The sequence below is a fragment of the Piscinibacter sp. XHJ-5 genome, from assembly GCF_029855045.1.
Lineage (GTDB): Bacteria > Pseudomonadota > Gammaproteobacteria > Burkholderiales > Burkholderiaceae_C > Albitalea.
The window spans coordinates 6039560-6055724 of the sequence record NZ_CP123228.1 but is presented as its reverse complement, the minus strand read 5'-3'; the positions used below and the strand labels follow the sequence as shown (position 1 = coordinate 6055724).

Here is a 16165-nt window from a genome sequence, read left to right as displayed (position 1 = left end):
GCGGCCTCAGGCGCGAAGAAGCTTCATCGCCTCGTAGATCGCCCAGCCGCTGGTGCCGAGCAGCAGGGCGCAGGCGATCACGATGCCCTTGAACCCGATGCCCGATCCCTGGCGGCGGCGGGCTGCCCGGGCGTTGACGTCCGACGGATGGTGATAGCCGGACAGCACGGTGTAGCCGCTGGATTGCGCGAACTCGCTCGGGCGCTCGTCGTGCGGCTCGGCGTCCCAGCCGAAGACGTAGGTTTTCTCGAAGTCGGGTTGGGCGCGTGGCATGCATGCATTGTTCAGTCGCGCGACCGCGGCTGATAGCCCGTGGATGAGGGGCCGCGACCCCGCGTTCAGGGGCGGCTGGCGCGCAGGCTTCAGGCGCCGAACAGGTCGCGGTAGTGGTCCCGCAACAGCTTCTTCTGCACCTTGCCCATGGCGTTGCGCGGCAGCTCGTCGACGACGAAGAGCTGCTTGGGGACCTTGAAGGCGGCGATCTTCGCCTTCAACGCGCCCATCAGCGACTGCGGATCGGGCTTGGCCGTGCCCGGCGGCGGCACGACCACCGCGACGACGCCTTCGCCGAAGTCCGGGTGCAGCACGCCGAACACGGCGCTCTCGGCGACGCCGTCCATCTCGTTGAGGTAGCCCTCCACCTCGGCCGGGTAGACGTTGTAGCCGCCGGTGATGATGAGGTCCTTGCTGCGGCCCACGATGACGACATAGTCCTGCTCGTCGTAGCGGCCGACGTCGCCGGTCTTGAACCAGCCGTCGTCCGTGAACTCCTCCTTCGTCTTCTCGGGCATGCGCCAGTACCCCTGGAAGACGTTGGGGCCGCGCACCTCGATGCCGCCGATCTCGCCGCGCGGCGCGATGAGGCCCTTGTCGTCGCGCACCCGCAGCTGCACGCCGGGCAGCGGGAAGCCGACGGTGCCGCCGCGCCGCTCGCCGTCCTTCGGGTCGTACGGGTTGGACGTGAGCATCACCGTCTCGCTCATGCCGTAGCGCTCGAGAATGGTGTGGCCGGTGCGCGCGCGGAACGCCTCGAACGTCTCGATCAGCAGCGGTGCCGAGCCGCTGACGAAAAGCCGCATCCGCCGGCAGGCCTCCTTGTTGAACGCAGGCTCGTGCAGCAGCCGCACGTACATCGTGGGCACGCCCATGAACACCGTGGCCTGCGGCAGGCGCTCCACCACCGCTTTCGCGGAGAACTTCCCGAACCACAGCATCTTGCTGCCGTTCAGCAGCGCGCCGTGCGAGGCGACGAACAGGCCGTGCACGTGGAAGATGGGCAGCGCGTGGATCAGCACGTCGCCCGCCTGCCAGCCCCAGTAGTCCTTCAGCGTCAGGGCGTTGGACAGCAGGTTGCCGTGGCTGAGCATCGCCCCCTTGCTGCGTCCGGTGGTGCCGCTGGTGTAGAGGATGGCCGCGAGGTCGTCGGCGCTCTTCTCGGCCGGGGTGTGCTCGTCGCGGTGCGTTGCCGCGCGCTCGAGCAGGCTGCCGCTGCGATCGTCGTCGAGCGTGAACACGTGGGCGGTGCCCGCCTTGAACGCGATCTTGCTGAGCCAGCCGAAACTGGTGGCCGAGCACACGACGACGCTGGGCTCGGCGTTGCCGATGAAGTACTCGATCTCCGAGCTCTGGTAGGCCGTGTTCAGGGGCAGGTAGACATAGCCGGCGCGCAGCACCGCGAGGTAGAGCATCAGCGCCTCGACCGACTTCTCGGTCTGCACGGCGATGCGTGCGCCGGCGGGCAGCTCCAGCCATTGCAGCAGGTTGGCGATCCGCGCGGTCGCACGGTCCAGGTCGCGCCAGGTGTAGTACAGCGCCGCGCCGTCGCAGGTTTCGATGGCGGTGCTGTCCAGGTCGGCGGGAAAGCCGGCGCGCAGCGCAACGAAAAGGTTCTGGTTCATGGGCGTCGAAGCGGTGGGCTAGCCGCGCTGGAATCGCGGCGGCCGTTTTTCGATGAAGGCGGTGATGCCTTCGCGATGATCGGCGCTGTCGGCATAGCCGAAGTGTGCCCTGCGTTCGGCATCGGTGGGCCCGCCGGCGGCGATCTGGCGCAGTGTCTGCTTGTTGAGCCGTGCCGCCGCCGGCGACAGCTCGGCCAGCCTTTCGGCCCGCCGCTGCACCACCGGCTCGACCTGGTCGTCGGCCACCACCTCGTGCACCAGGCCGCAGCGCCAGGCGGCGTGGGCATCGAAGAGGCGGGCCTCCAGCAGCATCTCGCGCAGCAGCGGCGCGGCCACGACGCCGCTCAGCACCTTCAGCTCGGCCGGTGCCATCGGAAACCCGAGCTTTGCGATGGGCGCCCCGAAGCGGCTCGATTCGCCGCAGATGCGGATGTCGCAGCAGGCGGCGATCTCCAGTCCGCCGCCGATGCAGGCGCCGTTGATCTGCGCGAAGCTGGGGATGTCGCAGGCCAGCATCGCATGCAGCGCCGGCGCGACGATCTCCTCGTGGAAGTGATGCAGCCGTGCCTCATCGAAGCGGAAGCCGGCGAACTCGGCGATGTCGCCGCCCGAGGCGAACTGCCCTTCCGCACCGCACACGACGACCGCATGCGGCGCCTGCGCCGGTGCCATGCCTTGCAGCCGCTCGAAAGCCGCCCGCAGCGCCTGCCACATCGCGATGTCGATGGCATTGAGCTTGGCCGGATGGGACAGGGTGACGCGCGCCCAGTCGCCCAGCGGCTCGAGGAGGATGTGGCCGGGCATCAGTCGAGTTTCGCGCCCGAGCCCTTCACCACCTCCGCCCAGCGGCGGATCTCCGCGCTCACGAACTTGCCGAAGGCGTCGCCGTACAGGTTGGGCGTCTCGGCGCCCAGACCGTTCCAGGTGGACTGCAGCTCCGGCGTGGCGAAGGCCTTGGCGAGCTCCGCCTGCATGCGCTCGACGATGTCCTTCGGCGTGCCCTTGGGCGCCCACAGGCCATACCAGGTGGCGACCTGGTAGGCCGGCACGCCGGCTTCGGCCGCTGTGGGCAGGTCGGCGAATCCTGGCGCGTGCTTGTTCGCCGCCACCGCCAGCGCCTTGATGCGGCCGCTCTTGATGTGCATCGCCGACGAGCCGAGCCCGTCGAACATCATGTCGACCTGGCCGCCGATCAGGTCCTGCAGTGCGGGGCCTGCGCCGCGGTAGGGAATGTGGGTGATGAAGGTCTTGGTCTGCAGCTTGAACAGCTCGCCGGCCAGGTGGTGCGAGGTGCCGTTGCCGGCCGAGGCGTAGTTGAGCCGCCCCGGGTTCTTCCGCACGTACTCGAGCAGCCCCTTCAGGTCGTTGACCTGCACGCGCTGCGGATTGACGACGATCACCTGCGGCACGCTGGCGATGAGGCCCACCGGAACGTAGTCGGTCTCGATGTTGTAGTCGAGCTTGGGGTACATGGCCGGCGCGATCGTGTGGTGCACCGCGCCCATGAAGAAGGTGTAGCCGTCGGCCGGCGCCTTGGCCGCGATGGTGGCGCCCACCGTGCCGCCGGCGCCGCCGCGGTTGTCGATGACGATCTGCTTGCCGAGCTGCCGCGTCAGCGCGGCGCTCAACGGACGTGCGAACGCGTCGGTGCCGCCGCCGCTCGGGAAGGGCACGACGACGGTCACCGGCTTGGTGGGCCAGCCGCCCTGCGCGTGGGCCCAAGGCAGCGCCGCGAGCGTCGCGCAGGCAGCGGCCGCGCGCAGCCATCGGCGCCGGGTGGAGAAGAGAGTGAGTGAGCGTGGTTGCATGGTTTGTCTCCGTCGTGGTCGTGGGGATTCTGGCGAACCGGGCGGCGGTTCAGAGCAGCGCGGCCAGCGCACGCGACTGCGCCACCTCGCCGTGGGTGAACTTCTCGTGATGGGTCTCGACCTTCTGCAGGTCGTACAGGTAGTTGACCATCATCGCGAACGACTGCTTCACGCCCTTGGCCGACAGGTCCGCCAGCGGGTTCAGTCGTTCGAGCCGCGCGCCGTTGTCGAGGTGGAAGCGCGCCACCGGATCGCCGCCGGCGCTGGTGGCGTGCACGCCGAGGTAGAACGCGGCCAGCCGCGTCAGCGCCTGCATCGTCTCCTCGGGCAGCGCGCGCAGCGCGGTGGCGGACGACCAGCGGTCGAAGTCGCCGCCGCAGGCCTCGAGCACCGTCGCATGCGCCTGCGCCAGGCGCTCGGCGCGCGCCTTGGGCAGGCCTTCGCAATGGGCCCCGGCGCGTACCCAGCGGGCGAAGCCGGGGATGGGCGACAGCGTGCAGAACACGCGCAGCTGTGGCAGCTCGCGCTTGAGTTCCTCGGCCACGCGCTTGATGAGAAAGTTGCCGAGCGACACGCCTTTCAGTCCGGGCTGGCAGTTGCTGATCGAGTAGAACGCCGCCACCTTGAACTGATCCGGCGGCAGCGGACGCGACGCCTTGTCGATGAGCGGCGCGATGGAAGCGGGCATCTGGGGCAGCAGCGCCACTTCCACGAAGATCAGCGGCTCGGACGGCAGCTGCGGATGGAAGAAGGCGAAGCAGCGGCGGTCGGGCTGCAGCCGGCGGCGCAGGTCGTCCCAGCCGTCGATCTCGTGCACCGCCTCGTGGTGGATGATCTGCTCGAGCAGCTGGGCCGGCGAGTTCCAGTCGACGCGCTGCAGCTGCAGGAAACCGGGGTTGAACCAGCTCGACAGCAGGTGCAGGAAGTCCGCCTCCAGCGCCTGCAGCTCGGGCTGGCGCGCCACCCGCGCGAGCAGCGCGCGGCGCATCGCGACGATGCTCGAGGTGCCGCCGGGCAGCCGGTTGATGCGCCGCAGCAGCTCCTGCCGCGGCGGCTCGGCCAGGTGGGTGAGTCGGATCAGGTTGCGGGCGTTCGGCTCCTTCGCGTAGGCCTGCGCGCTCTCGAGCACCGCCTTCGGGTCGGGGCCGAAGTCGCGCGACAGGCGCTCGAAGAAGGTCGCCTGCTGGTCGTCGGCCAGGGCGTAGAAGCGCGCGACCAGGTCGCGCGCGATCGCCACGCTGTTGGCTTCACCGCGTTCGGACAGCAGGCGCTTGCAGTCGATCAGCAGGCCGCGCAGCGCGCGATCGTGGCCCGCCTGGCGGGCGGCGGTCCTGAATCCTTCAAGCATGCTGGGTACTCCGTTCAGCTTCTTCGTGGGCACGCAGCGCCTTCAAGGCGGCGAGCTGCGCCATGAGGTGGTCGTGCATCAGGCGCTCGGCTCGCTGCGCGTCGCCCTTCTCCATGGCGTCGATGAGCTGCCGGTGCTCGCCGATCGACTCTTCGATGCGGCCCGGCCAGTGGAGCTGGCGCCCGCGCAGCAGCCGGACGAACTTGCGCAGGTCGCCGGTGGTGCGGTCCAGCCAGCGGTTGTCCGCGAGGGACTGCACCTTGGTGTGGAACTCGTGGTTGGCACGGTAGTAGCCGTCGACGTTCTTCGCCGCGGCGTGCTTCTCGAGGGCTTCGTGCAGCCGGCGCAGCTGCTTCAGGTCGGCCGGCGTTGCCTTCTGCACGGCTTCGTAGGCGCAGCGGCCCTCCAGCAGGGCCATCACCGGGAACAACTCGTCGGCGTCTTCTTCGGACAGCTCGGTGACCTTGCAGCCTTGGCGCGGCACCAGCGTGACGAGTCCTTCGGCGGCCAGCACCTTCAACGCCTCGCGCAGGGGGGTGCGGCTGATCTGCCAGTCGCGCGCCAGAGCCATTTCATCGATCCACTGGCCGGGCGCCAGGACGCGATCGAAGACCATCGTGCGCAGGCGGGCGGCGACTTCCTCGTGCAGCGAGGCGGGACGCAAGGGGGTGGGGTCGACCATGGGGTGGACTCTATAACCAATAATTCATAATTACAAGGAGACTGGGGTTCACCCGGCCTGGGCAGCTTCCTATGGGCTGTGGTCGTCCCCGCCGCTACAGTGTCTGCAAACCAGACATCGCCGGCCGATTCGTATGTCCCTCTCCCACGAGGCGCCGCTGCTCGCCGACACCGACGGCGTGCTCAAGCTTGCCGCGCAAAGCATGTTCGACACCTTCGCCCGCACGGCGATGGGCATGATGGTGGTCGATCGCAGCCATCGCATCGTCTGGATCAGCGAGGGCTACAAGCGCTTCCTGCCGGCGCTGGGGCACGAGGAGTCGGACTTCGTCGGCCGCCGTGTCGAGGAGGTGGTGCCCAACACGCTGATGGCGCAGGTGATCGACAGCGGCCAGCCCATCCTCGTCGATCTTCTGACCAACCAGGCCGGCACCTTTCTCGTGAGCCGCTTGCCGCTGCGCAACGAGGCCGGCGAGGTGATCGGTGCGCTGGGCCTGGTGCTGCTGGACCATCCCGAGACGACCATGCAGCCGCTGATCGCGAAGTTCAGCCGGCTGCAGCGCGAGCTCGACGACGCGCGCCAGCAGCTCGCGGCCCAGCGCCGCCCCAAGTACACCGTGGCCAGCTTCATCGGCGCGAGCCCGGTGGCGATGGAGGTCAAGCGCCAGGCGCGCCGCGTGGCCCAGACCGACAGCACGGTGCTGCTGCTCGGCGAGACCGGCACCGGCAAGGAGCTGCTCGCGCACGCCATCCATGCAGCGAGCGCGCGTGCCGGACGGTCATTCGTCGGCGTGAACATCGCGGCTGTCCCCGACACGCTGCTGGAGGCCGAGTTCTTCGGCGTCGCGCCCGGCGCCTACACGGGCGCCGACCGAAAGGGCCGCGAGGGCAAGTTCAAGCTGGCCGACGGCGGCACGCTGTTTCTCGACGAGATCGGCGACATGCCGCTGGCGCTGCAGGCCAAGCTGCTGCGCGTGCTGCAGGACCAGGAGGTCGAGCCGCTGGGCAGCAACCAGGTGCAGCGCATCGATGTGCGCATCATCGCCGCGACCAGCCGCGACCTGCCGGCCATGGTGACGGCGGGCACATTCCGGGCGGACCTCTACTACCGCCTCAACGTGCTGCCGATTCGCCTGCCCGCGCTGCGCGAGCGCATGGCCGACCTCGAAGCGCTCGTCGAGGCACTGGCCGACGACATTGCGCGGCGCAGTGGCCTGCCCCACAAGGGGCTCAGCGCCGAAGCGCTGGAGATGCTGGGCCGACACGCATGGCCCGGCAACATCCGCGAGCTGCGCAACGTGCTGGAGCAGGCGACGCTGATGACCGACGACCTGGTGCTCGGCGTCGAGCATTTTCGCGGCATGGTGCCGGACGACGCGCCCCCGCCTCGCGCGCCGGCTGTCGTGTCGCCGCCGACAGCGAACGCCGAGGCCGCGCCGCCGCCCCCCGGCGTCGCTGCGATCATGCCGCTGCCCCAGGCCATCGCCGCACTGGAGCTGCAGGCGATCCGCGATGCGCTGGCCGCCACCGGCGGCAACAAGCTCGCGGCGTCGCGCCTGCTCGGCATCTCGCGAGCGACGCTGTACGAGAAGCTGCCGCTGCTCGATCGCTGAGGCCTGGGTCGTGCACCCCACGACCTGTCGCCACGCCGGACGCTGACCGGCAGCCCGACACTCGAACCGTCCGGGTTTGCCCGAAGCTTTGCCCGGAAAGGCGACAGTCGGGGCCGCAAAACGCCCTGCGCCGAATGGCACAGCCCTTGCCTTGTCCTGCGGATCACTCGAACGGAGACAAGCCCCATGACCCTCGTCCCCCTCCGCCGGTCGACCCTGGCCCTGCTGGTTGCCGCCGCCGTCGGCGCGATGCCCGCCCTGGCACTTGCGCAAGCGAAGGAAGTCCGCATCGCGCACGTCTACAGCAAGACCGGGCCGCTGGAAGCCTACGGCAAGCAGACGCAGACCGGCCTGCTGATGGGCCTGGACTACGCGACCCAGGGCACGATGACCGTGGCCGGCAAGAAGCTGGTCGTCATCGAGAAGGACGACCAGGGCAAGCCCGACGTCGGCAAGTCGCTGCTCGCCGCGGCCTACGGCGACGACAAGGCCGATGTGGCGGTCGGGCCGTCGTCGTCCGGCGTCGCACTCGCATTGCTGCCGGTCGCCGAGGAGTACAAGAAGATCCTGCTGGTCGAGCCCGCGGTGGCCGACGCCATCACCGGCGACAAGTGGAACAAGTTCATCTTCCGCACCGGCCGCAACAGCTCCCAGGACGCGATCTCGAACGCGGTGGCCATGGACAAGCCGGGCATCAGCATCGCCATGCTGGCGCAGGACTATGCGTTCGGCCGCGACGGCGTGAAGGCGTTCAAGGAGGCGCTCAAGAACGCGAAGATCGTTCACGAGGAATATCTCCCCCAGGCCACCACCGACTTCACCGCCGGCATCCAGCGGCTCATCGATGCGCTGAAGGACAAGCCGGGCCGCAAGATCATCGAAGTCGTCTGGGCCGGCGGCACACCGCCGTACAACGCGCTCGCCGCCCTGGAGCTGCACAAGCGCTACGGCATCGAGGTGTCCACCGGCGGCAACATCCTGCCGGCGATGGCTTCGTACAAGCAGTTCCCGGGCATGGAAGGCGCCACCTACTACTACTTCGGCATCCCGAAGAACCCGGCCAACGAATGGCTGGTGGCCAATCACTACAGCCGGTTCAAGACGCCGCCCGATTTCTTCACGGCCGGGGGCATGTCGGCCGGCATCGCGCTGGTCGAGGCGCTGAAGAAGACCAATGGCGACACGAACACCGAGAAGCTCATCAAGGCGATGGAAGGCATGAGCTTCGACACGCCCAAGGGCCGCATGACCTTCCGCAAGGAAGACCACCAGGCGATGCAGAGCATGTACCACTTCAAGATCAAGGCCGACCCGGCGTTCGCCTGGGGGGTGCCTGAGCTGGTGCGCGAGATCAAGCCCGAAGAGATGAACGTGCCGATCCGCAACAAGCGCTGAAGGCGTCGAAGACGCCTTCAGCGCTGCGCGCGGACGGTTGCTCCCCCAGCCCCCTCCGGGAGGGGGCTCCAGCATGAAGAACAAGCCGGCTGAAGCCGGCGGGTTGAGCAGGAGACTTGCGTGAAGAGCTGGCGGACCTTTGTCGTGATGTCGGTGGTGGCCTGGCCGCTGGCGGCGCGCGCTGCGCCGCTGCCGCAGGTCGCGATCGATCCGGCCGAGACCACCGTTTCCGGCCTGTCCTCCGGCGGCTACATGGCGGTGCAGCTGCATGTGGCGTTCTCCGCCACGTTCAGGAAGGGCGCCGGCGTCGTCGCCGGGGGGCCGTTCTTCTGCGCAGAGGGCTCCATCGTGAACGCCACCGGCCGCTGCATGGCACACAACACCAGCATCCCGGTGGCCACGCTGGTCAACACGACCAGAAGCTGGGCGGCGAGCGGCCTTCTCGACCCCGTGTCCAATCTCTCGGCCTCCCGGCTCTACCTGTTCTCCGGCACGCTGGACAGCGCGGTCAAGCAGCCGGTGATGAACGACCTGCTCACCTATTACCAGAGCTTCGTGCCCGCCGGCAACATCGTCTACAGGAAGGACCTGGCCGCCGAGCATGCCTTCGTCACCGACGACTACGGGGGCGCCTGCAGCGTCAAGGCGCCGCCCTACATCAACGACTGCAACTTCGACCTCGCCGGCGCCATCCTCACGCAGCTGTACGGACCCCTGAATGCGCGCAACGACGGCACGCTGTCGGGCGGCTTCACCGAGTTCGACCAGACCGCCTACATCAGCGGCCACGGCATGGCGAGCACCGGATGGATCTACGTGCCGCAGGCCTGCTCGGCCGGCACGCCGTGCCGGTTGCACGTGGTCCTGCACGGCTGCAAGCAGAACACGGCCGACGTGGGCCAGCAGTACGTCCGCAGCACCGGCTACAACCGATGGGCCGACACCAACCGGTTGGTGATGCTGTACCCGCAGACCAGCCAGGCGGCGACCAACAGCTGCTGGGACTGGTGGGGCTACGACAACCCCGACTACGCGAAGAAGAGCGGCCCGCAGATGGCCGCGATCAAGGCGATGGTCGAGCGGATCGGCAGCGGCACGCCGCCCTCGACGCTGCCCGCGCCGACCGGCGTGTTCACGTCCGGGGCGACCGACACCAGCATGGTGATCGGCTGGGCGGCGGTGAACGGCGCGGCGGGCTACAACGTGTACCGCGGCGGCGCCAAGGCCAACGCATCGCTCGTCGGCACGACGAGCTACACCGACACCGGCCTGGCGCCCGGCACGACCTACAGCTGGACCGTGAAGGCGGTCGACGGCAGCGGTGCGGAGAGCCCGCCGTCGTCGCCGGCCCCGGGCACGACCACGGGCAGCGCGACGGTGTGCTTCACGTCATCGAACTACGCGCACACGACGGCGGGGCGAGCCCACCAGAGCGGCGGGTATGCGTATGCGAACGGGTCCAACCAGAACATGGGGCTGTGGAACGTGTTCGTGACGACGACGCTGAAGCAGACGGGGCCCAACCACTTTGTGGTCGGCGGGTGTTCCTGAGATGAACTTTCCTCGAACCACACGACATGCTTGAAACGAAGAACCTGACCATCCGCTTCGGCGGCCATGTCGCGGTGGACCACGTGAGCTGCGCCTTCCAGCCCGGCACGCTCACCGCGATCGTCGGCCCCAACGGCGCCGGCAAGACGACGTACTTCAACCTCGTCTCCGGCCAGCTGCGTGCGAGCGAAGGCACGGTGCACCTCCACGGCGTGGACATCACGCGCGACACCGCCTCGTCGCGCACGCACCGCGGGCTGGGGCGCGCGTTCCAGCTTACCCAGCTGTTTCCGCAGCTCTCGGTGGTGGAGAACGTGCGTCTGGCGGTGCAGTCCCGGCGGCACGAAGGACTCAACCTGTGGTCGGTGTGGCTCGATCACCGCAACACGCTGGAGCGCGCGCATGCGCTGGTCGAGCGGGTGAAGCTGGGCGATCGCGCCGACGCGACGGCCGCCAGCCTGCCGCACGGCGACCAGCGCAAGCTCGAGGTCGCGATGCTGATGGCGCTGGAACCCTCGGTGTACATGTTCGACGAGCCCACTGCCGGCATGAGCGTCGACGACGTGCCGGTGATCCTGGACCTCATCCGCGCGCTGAAGGCGCAGCAGGACAAGACCATCCTGCTGGTGGAGCACAAGATGGACGTGGTGCGCGAGCTGGCCGACCGCATCATCGTGCTGCACAACGGGCAGCTGGTGGCCGATGGCGAGCCGGCTACGGTGATCGCGTCGCCGGTGGTCCAGAGCGCCTACCTTGGCCTGGCGACGGCGGAGGCCGCATGACCGACGCGCTGCTCCACCTTGAAGGCGTGCACACGCACATCGGCGCGTATCACATCCTGCACGGCGTCGATTTCGAAGTGCCGGCGAACCAGGTGACCATGCTGCTGGGCCGCAACGGCGCCGGCAAGACGACGACGCTGCGCACGGTCATGGGGTTGTGGGCCGCCTCGAAGGGCAGCGTCTACTTCGACGGCCGGCCCATCGGCGGCGAGAAGGGCCGTTTGGGCACGCCCGACATTTCGCAGCTGGGCATCGCCTACGTGCCGGAGAGCATGGGCATCTTCAGCGACCTGAGCGTGCGCGAGAACCTGCTGCTCGCGGCCCGCCGCGCGCGCAGCATCGACGACATCGACACGCGGCGCCTCGAGTGGCTGTTCGGTCTCTTCCCCGCGATCCGCAAGTTCTGGCTGTACCCGGCCGGCAAGCTGTCGGGCGGGCAGAAGCAGATGCTCGCGATCTGCCGCGCCATGGTCGAGCCGCGTCGCCTTCTGCTGATCGACGAGCCCAGCAAGGGCCTCGCGCCGGCCATCGTGCAGAACCTCGTCGCCGCGCTGCGCGAGCTGAAGGCGACGCAGACGACGGTGCTGCTCGTCGAGCAGAACTTCGCCATGGCCAAGGCACTGGGCGACCGGGTCGCCGTGATGGACGACGGCCGCGTCGTGCACCGCGGCAGCATGGCCGAGCTGGCCGATGACGAGGCGCTGCAGCACAAGCTGCTCGGGCTTTCGCTGGGGGCGCATCAATGAACACGACGACCACCACCCCCGCGGCGGCGGCAACGGGCGCCACGGCCGCCGCGGCCGTCCCGAAGGCCAGCTTCGACTGGGTGCCGATGGCACTGGTGCCGCTGCTCGCGCTGCTCGCCTGGCCCTTCATCGGCTCCTCGCCCACCTGGGTCACCTTGACCATCGCCGGCCTTGCGATGGGCATGATCATCTTCATCATCGCGTCCGGGCTCACGCTGGTGTTCGGCCTGATGGATGTGCTGAACTTCGGCCACGGCGTGTTCATCGCGCTCGGCGCCTTCGTCGGCATGAGCGTGCTCGGCACGATGGCCGACTGGACCGCGTCCGACAGCCTCTGGCGCAACCTCGCCGCCGTCCTTCCGGCCATGGTCGTCGCGATGGCCGTTGCCGGCGCGGTGGGCTGGGCCTTCGAGCGCGTGCTGGTGCGGCCGGTGTACGGCCAGCACCTGAAGCAGATCCTCATCACCATGGGCGGCATGATCATCGGCGAGGAGCTGATCAAGGTCATCTGGGGCCCCGGGCCGCAGCCGCTGCCGCTGCCCCAGGCGCTGCGCGGCGCGCTGATCTTCGGCGACGCGGCGGTCGAGAAATTCCGCGTGCTCGCGGTGGTGGTCGGCGCGGCGGTGCTGATCGCGATGCTGTACACGCTCAACCGCACCAAGCTCGGCCTGCTGATCCGCGCCGGCGTGCAGGACCGCGAGATGGTCGAGAGCCTGGGCTACCGCATCCGCCGGCTCTTCGTCGGCGTGTTCGTCGCCGGCTCGGCGCTGGCCGGCCTGGGCGGCAGCCTGTGGGGGATGTACCAGCAGGGCGTGGTGCCGCAGATGGGGGCGGCGGTCAACGTGCTGATCTTCATCGTCATCATCATCGGCGGCCTGGGCTCCACGCTCGGCTGCTTCGTCGGCGCGCTGCTGGTCGGACTGATGGCCAACTACACGGGCTTCCTCGCGCCCAAGGTGGCGATGTTCTCCAACATCGGCCTGATGGTCCTGGTGCTGCTGTGGCGGCCGCAAGGGCTGTATCCGGTGACGAGCCGGTGAGGATCGCGATGCTGAACCGACTGCTCTCCCATGACCTGCCGCGCAACCGCTGGCTCACGCTGATGCTGGTCGTCATCGTGCTCGGCCTCGCGCTCACGCCGTTTCTCTTCCCGGGCACCAAGGCGCTCAACGTCGCCGCGAAGGTGCTGGTGTTCATCGTGCTGGTGGCGAGCTACGACCTGCTGCTGGGCTACACCGGCATCGTCAGCTTCGCGCACACCATGTTCTTCGGCATCGGCGCCTACGGTGTCGCCATCGCCAGCACGCGGATCGGACCCGGCTGGGGGGCGGTGCTGGTGGGTGTGGCCGCGGCGCTGGTGGTCTCGCTGCTGCTGTCGCTGGTCATCGGCCTGTTCAGCCTGCGCGTGAAGGCCATCTTCTTCGCGATGATCACGCTCGCCGTGGCCTCGGCCTTTCTCACGCTGGCGTCGCAGCTGTCGGAATTCACCGGCGGCGAGGACGGCCTCAACTTCAAGGTGCCCGAGGCGCTGCAGCCCGGCACGCAGTACCTCGAGGACCCCTGGCTGGGTGCGTCCATCGACGGCCGCTTCGTCACCTACTACCTGCTGTTCGTGGCGGCGGTGGTGCTGGTGCTCGTGATGCTTCGCATCGTCAACTCGCCGTTCGGGCGCGTGCTCCAGGCCATTCGCGAGAACGATTTTCGCGCCGAGGCCATCGGCTACCGCACCGTGGTCTACCGCACGCTGTCCAACGTGCTCTCGGCGCTGTTCGCCACGCTGGCCGGATGCCTGCTGGCGCTCTGGCTGCGCTACAACGGGCCCGACACCTCGCTGTCGTTCGAGATCATGCTCGACATCCTGCTGATCGTCGTGATCGGCGGCATGGGCACGATCTACGGAGCCATCGTCGGCGGCGTGCTGTTCCTGCTGGCGCAGAGCTACCTGCAGGACCTGATGAAGCTCGGTGCCTCGGCCGTGGAGGGCGTGCCGGTGGTGTCGCAGCTCGTTTCGCCCGACCGCTGGCTGCTGTGGCTGGGCATCCTGTTCGTGCTGTCCGTCTATCACTTCCCCAGCGGGGTGGTGGGTCGGCTGCGCGCCGCATCGACGACACAAACCACACGAGGAGACACCCGATGAAGATCCTGAAGGGGCTGGCGGTTCTTGGCGCGGCGCTGCTCGCCGCTTGCGGCGGCGGCGGCGACGCGCCGGTCGCGAGCGAGTCGGTGCCGGCGTCCGAGCGCAATGCCGCGGCGCAGTCGGTGGCGGGCGCTTCGGCCGACGTCGCAGGGCCGCGCGGCATGTTCAATCGCCTGCCGTCCTTCGTGCACGGCGAGGTGCACGTCACCGACTACGACGGCCACGCCGACGACCTGCTGACCGCGGGCCTCGGCAAGACCGGCCTCGGGGGCGCCCTGCCGCCGTTCGCCAACGCGCTGGTGCCCACCGCCGCCGAACTGCGCCGCGCCGCCATCTACAACAGCTACCGCGCGATCGTCGACATGACGGCCGCCGGCGGCTACGGCACGCTGTACGGGCCGAACGTCGGCGCCGACGGCAGCATCACCAGCGGCGAAGGGAAGATCGCCGGCACCGAATACGTCGCCTTCAGCCGCGGCGCCGACGGCAGCGAGGGCGAGCCGCAGAACGTGGTGCTCCTGGTGCAGGTGCCGGCGAGCTTCGACCCGCGCCGGCCCTGCATCGTGACGGCCACCTCGTCGGGATCGCGCGGCGTGTACGGCGCGATCAGCACCGGCGAATGGGGACTCAAGCGCGGCTGCGCCGTGGCCTACACCGACAAGGGCACCGGCAGCGCGCCGCACGACCTGGCGAACGACACCGTGCCGCTGATCGACGGCACGCGCACGACGGCTGCGCTGGCCGGCGATCGCGCGCAGTTCCGCGCGCCGCTGACCGATGCGCAGCGTGCCGCCCTCAACGCCGCCCGCCCGGAGCGCTTCGCGTTCAAGCACGCGCATTCGCAGCGCAATCCGGAGAAGGATTGGGGCCGCTTCACGCTGCAGGCGGTGGAGTTCGCCTACTGGGCGCTCAACGAGCGACATGGCATCGCGCTGCCGCAAGGCCGCAAGCTGCGAACGATCCGTCCGGGGCACACGCTGGTCATCGCTTCCAGCATCTCCAACGGCGGCGGCGCGGCGATCGCGGCCGCCGAGCTTGATCGTGAGCGTTTGATCGACGGCGTGGCCGTGTCCGAGCCGGCGGTCGAATTGCCGGCGCAGACCGGCATCGCGATCCGCCGCGGCACGACGCTGCAGCCCACGACCGGCAAGACGCTGTACGACTTCACCACCCACGCCAATCTCTACCAGAGCTGCGCGGCGCTGTCCCCGCACGTGGCAGGGGCGCCCGGCTCGGCCTTCGTCGTCGCGGCCTTCGCCGCCAACCGCTGCGCGTCGCTCAAGGCCAAGGGCCTGCTGGGCGGGGACACGCTGGAGGCGCAGGCGAACGAAGCGCTGGCCACACTCGCCGCCTATGGCTGGGAGCCCGAGTCGGCGGTGCTGCACGCGTCCCTGGCGGCATTCGAGGTGGCCCCGGCGGTCAGCGTGACCTTCGCCAACGCGCTGGCGCGCGCCGGCGTCGCCGACTCCCTGTGCGGCTACAGCTTCGCGGCGACGACGCCCACGGGGCTGGTGGCGCCGCTGAACCCCCTGCTGCTGGCCCCCATGGCAGCCACGGGCAACGGCGTGCCGCCGTCGTCCGGCGTGCAGCTGATCAACGACCTCAACCCCGGCTTCGCGCTGCGAGACCTGTTCTCGTTCTCGCCGTCGACGCTGAAGCAGGACTTCAACCTCGACGGCGCGCTGTGCCTGCGCGCCCTGCTGACCGGCGAGGATGCCGCCGCGCAGGCGCTGCAGCGGGGCATCGACGAGACGCGGCGCAGCGGCGACCTGAACGGCAAGCCGGCGCTGATCGTGCACGGCCGCGCCGACGCGCTGCTGCCGGTGAACCACACCTCGCGTCCGTACACCGCGTTGAACAAGCGCGTCGAGGGCCATCGGAGCCAGCTGTCGTACATCGAGGTGACGAATGCGCAGCACTTCGACGGCTTCATCGGCCTGCCCACGCTGCTGCCCGGCTACGACACGCGCTACGTGCCGCTGCACGTGTATCTGAACCGCGCGCTCGACGCGATGTACGAGCACCTGCGCCAGGGCAAGCCGCTGCCGCCGAGCCAGGTGGTGCGCACCCTCCCGCGCGGCGGCACCCCGGGCGCCGCCCCGTCCATCACCGAGGCCAACGTGCCGCCGATCGCGCTGCACCCGGCCGACACCGACCGCATCACGATGCAAGGCCGCACGCTGCACGTGCCGGATTGATCTCTTCG

14 protein-coding genes are annotated in these 16165 nt (G+C 69.2%); 8 read left to right on the top strand and 6 right to left on the bottom strand.

Going from position 1 to position 16165, the window contains the following annotated elements; genetic code table 11:
- Positions 1-6 precede the first annotated feature (6 nt).
- The 6 genes from P7V53_RS28660 to P7V53_RS28635 form a co-directional block, all read right to left on the bottom strand.
- Positions 7-273, bottom strand: coding sequence for a hypothetical protein (locus tag P7V53_RS28660; RefSeq protein ID WP_280152889.1), 267 nt, complete (start codon positions 271-273; stop codon positions 7-9).
- Positions 274-362: 89 nt separating this feature from the next.
- Positions 363-1898 carry a malonyl-CoA synthase gene (locus tag P7V53_RS28655; RefSeq protein ID WP_280152888.1) on the bottom strand — a complete coding sequence of 512 codons (1536 nt, stop codon included), beginning with the start codon at positions 1896-1898 and terminating at the stop codon, positions 363-365.
- An 18-nt stretch (positions 1899-1916) separates the two neighbouring features.
- Positions 1917-2702 (bottom strand): enoyl-CoA hydratase-related protein, encoded by a 786-nt coding sequence (locus tag P7V53_RS28650; protein WP_280152887.1) that lies wholly within the window; start codon positions 2700-2702, stop codon positions 1917-1919.
- Positions 2702-3706 carry a tripartite tricarboxylate transporter substrate binding protein gene (locus P7V53_RS28645; RefSeq protein ID WP_280152886.1) on the bottom strand — a complete coding sequence of 335 codons (1005 nt, stop codon included), beginning with the start codon at positions 3704-3706 and terminating at the stop codon, positions 2702-2704. Before P7V53_RS28645 ends, P7V53_RS28650 begins: the two co-directional genes overlap by 1 nt.
- A gap of 49 nt (positions 3707-3755) precedes the next feature.
- Positions 3756-5054 (bottom strand): malonyl-CoA decarboxylase, encoded by a 1299-nt coding sequence (locus P7V53_RS28640; RefSeq protein ID WP_280152885.1) that lies wholly within the window; start codon positions 5052-5054, stop codon positions 3756-3758.
- Positions 5047-5736, bottom strand: a complete 690-nt coding sequence (locus tag P7V53_RS28635; RefSeq protein ID WP_280152884.1) for a GntR family transcriptional regulator — start codon at positions 5734-5736, stop codon at positions 5047-5049. The genes P7V53_RS28640 and P7V53_RS28635 overlap by 8 nt, the downstream gene beginning before the upstream one ends.
- A 133-nt stretch (positions 5737-5869) precedes the next feature.
- Here P7V53_RS28635 and P7V53_RS28630 point away from each other — a divergent pair, with 133 nt between their 5' ends.
- The 8 genes from P7V53_RS28630 (at position 5870) to P7V53_RS28595 (ending at position 16157) form a co-directional block, all read left to right on the top strand.
- Positions 5870-7348, top strand: a complete 1479-nt coding sequence (locus tag P7V53_RS28630; protein ID WP_280152883.1) for a sigma 54-interacting transcriptional regulator — start codon at positions 5870-5872, stop codon at positions 7346-7348.
- Positions 7349-7534: 186 nt separating this feature from the next.
- On the top strand, positions 7535-8743 hold the full coding sequence (locus tag P7V53_RS28625) for a substrate-binding domain-containing protein (protein WP_280152882.1): 1209 nt from the start codon (positions 7535-7537) through the stop codon (positions 8741-8743).
- Between the two features lie 147 nt (positions 8744-8890).
- Positions 8891-10294, top strand: coding sequence for a PHB depolymerase family esterase (locus P7V53_RS28620; protein WP_280156640.1), 1404 nt, complete (start codon positions 8891-8893; stop codon positions 10292-10294).
- A gap of 26 nt (positions 10295-10320) precedes the next feature.
- On the top strand, positions 10321-11076 hold the full coding sequence (locus tag P7V53_RS28615; RefSeq protein ID WP_280152881.1) for an ABC transporter ATP-binding protein: 756 nt from the start codon (positions 10321-10323) through the stop codon (positions 11074-11076).
- Positions 11073-11822 carry an ABC transporter ATP-binding protein gene (locus P7V53_RS28610; RefSeq protein ID WP_280152880.1) on the top strand — a complete coding sequence of 250 codons (750 nt, stop codon included), beginning with the start codon at positions 11073-11075 and terminating at the stop codon, positions 11820-11822. Before P7V53_RS28615 ends, P7V53_RS28610 begins: the two co-directional genes overlap by 4 nt.
- Positions 11819-12862, top strand: coding sequence for a branched-chain amino acid ABC transporter permease (locus P7V53_RS28605; protein ID WP_280152879.1), 1044 nt, complete (start codon positions 11819-11821; stop codon positions 12860-12862). The genes P7V53_RS28610 and P7V53_RS28605 overlap by 4 nt, the downstream gene beginning before the upstream one ends.
- Positions 12863-12870: 8 nt before the next feature.
- Positions 12871-13959, top strand: coding sequence for a branched-chain amino acid ABC transporter permease (locus P7V53_RS28600; protein ID WP_280152878.1), 1089 nt, complete (start codon positions 12871-12873; stop codon positions 13957-13959).
- Positions 13956-16157, top strand: coding sequence for a D-(-)-3-hydroxybutyrate oligomer hydrolase (locus tag P7V53_RS28595; RefSeq protein WP_280152877.1), 2202 nt, complete (start codon positions 13956-13958; stop codon positions 16155-16157). Before P7V53_RS28600 ends, P7V53_RS28595 begins: the two co-directional genes overlap by 4 nt.
- Positions 16158-16165 lie beyond the last annotated feature (8 nt).

What these genes read in the sequence shown, in the direction of transcription:
- P7V53_RS28660 (WP_280152889.1), bottom strand. Translation starts at nt 273, where the DNA reads ATGCCACGCGCCCAACCCGACTTCGAGAAAACCTACGTCTTCGGCTGG.
- P7V53_RS28655 (WP_280152888.1), bottom strand. Translation starts at nt 1,898, where the DNA reads ATGAACCAGAACCTTTTCGTTGCGCTGCGCGCCGGCTTTCCCGCCGAC.
- P7V53_RS28650 (WP_280152887.1), bottom strand. Translation starts at nt 2,702, where the DNA reads ATGCCCGGCCACATCCTCCTCGAGCCGCTGGGCGACTGGGCGCGCGTC.
- P7V53_RS28645 (WP_280152886.1), bottom strand. Translation starts at nt 3,706, where the DNA reads ATGCAACCACGCTCACTCACTCTCTTCTCCACCCGGCGCCGATGGCTG.
- P7V53_RS28640 (WP_280152885.1), bottom strand. Translation starts at nt 5,054, where the DNA reads ATGCTTGAAGGATTCAGGACCGCCGCCCGCCAGGCGGGCCACGATCGC.
- P7V53_RS28635 (WP_280152884.1), bottom strand. Translation starts at nt 5,736, where the DNA reads ATGGTCGACCCCACCCCCTTGCGTCCCGCCTCGCTGCACGAGGAAGTC.
- P7V53_RS28630 (WP_280152883.1), top strand. Translation starts at nt 5,870, where the DNA reads ATGTCCCTCTCCCACGAGGCGCCGCTGCTCGCCGACACCGACGGCGTG.
- P7V53_RS28625 (WP_280152882.1), top strand. Translation starts at nt 7,535, where the DNA reads ATGACCCTCGTCCCCCTCCGCCGGTCGACCCTGGCCCTGCTGGTTGCC.
- P7V53_RS28620 (WP_280156640.1), top strand. Translation starts at nt 8,891, where the DNA reads ATGTCGGTGGTGGCCTGGCCGCTGGCGGCGCGCGCTGCGCCGCTGCCG.
- P7V53_RS28615 (WP_280152881.1), top strand. Translation starts at nt 10,321, where the DNA reads ATGCTTGAAACGAAGAACCTGACCATCCGCTTCGGCGGCCATGTCGCG.
- P7V53_RS28610 (WP_280152880.1), top strand. Translation starts at nt 11,073, where the DNA reads ATGACCGACGCGCTGCTCCACCTTGAAGGCGTGCACACGCACATCGGC.
- P7V53_RS28605 (WP_280152879.1), top strand. Translation starts at nt 11,819, where the DNA reads ATGAACACGACGACCACCACCCCCGCGGCGGCGGCAACGGGCGCCACG.
- P7V53_RS28600 (WP_280152878.1), top strand. Translation starts at nt 12,871, where the DNA reads ATGCTGAACCGACTGCTCTCCCATGACCTGCCGCGCAACCGCTGGCTC.
- P7V53_RS28595 (WP_280152877.1), top strand. Translation starts at nt 13,956, where the DNA reads ATGAAGATCCTGAAGGGGCTGGCGGTTCTTGGCGCGGCGCTGCTCGCC.